Here is a 561-nt window from a genome sequence, read left to right on the forward strand (position 1 = left end):
GGCCGATATTGCCTGCCTTGGCCCGGGTAAAGCCTTCCGCCATGTGCGAGGCGCCCTCGACGTGACGGGCAAGCACGTGGCGGATCGTTCCCCTCGCCTTCAGCGCCGAATAGAACGGATTGATCGCCGCGCCCGGCACGCCGAAAGCGCAGGAAATGCCTTCCTTTTCGAGAACGAGAACCGCGGCATCGACAGCGCGCATCCTGGCCATTTTCCAGCCCGCCACGGGTTTGTCATTGTTGGATTGGCTGAGGATGTCAGCACGCCGGCTATTTTTCAATTTTTTCAGAATATTTTTTCATTTAGAGAAAACAACGGCTATATGCTGATTTTATTGGATTTTCCGTTTTCCAGGAATCCTGGCCTGCGATTCTAGTGAAAAATTTTTTCATTGTGCATTTGGCGAAATCGGTCGAGAATGACGCCATGGAAACCACGGAAAAACGCCAGCGCGGCCGGCCGCGCGCTTTCAATGGGCCCTCGGAGGCCAGTTCGGTGCAGTCGCTCGATCGGGCGCTGCGGATCCTGGCCATTGTCGCGGAAGGCAGCGGCCTGTCGCTA

The 561-nt window shown here is 56.3% G+C and carries 1 protein-coding gene and 1 pseudogene; one reads left to right on the forward strand and one right to left on the reverse strand.

Annotation, left to right across the window (positions count from 1 at the left end):
• Positions 1-211: thiamine pyrophosphate-binding protein (locus EN991_RS39055; protein WP_245461215.1), on the reverse strand; the 211-nt coding region annotated here is incomplete at its 3' end.
• A 215-nt stretch (positions 212-426) separates the two neighbouring features.
• Here EN991_RS39055 and EN991_RS41535 point away from each other — a divergent pair.
• Positions 427-561, forward strand: a pseudogene (locus EN991_RS41535) (IclR family transcriptional regulator); the annotation flags it as partial.

This window comes from Mesorhizobium sp. M7A.F.Ca.US.005.03.2.1 (genome assembly GCF_003997795.1).
Lineage (GTDB): Bacteria > Pseudomonadota > Alphaproteobacteria > Rhizobiales > Rhizobiaceae > Mesorhizobium > Mesorhizobium ciceri.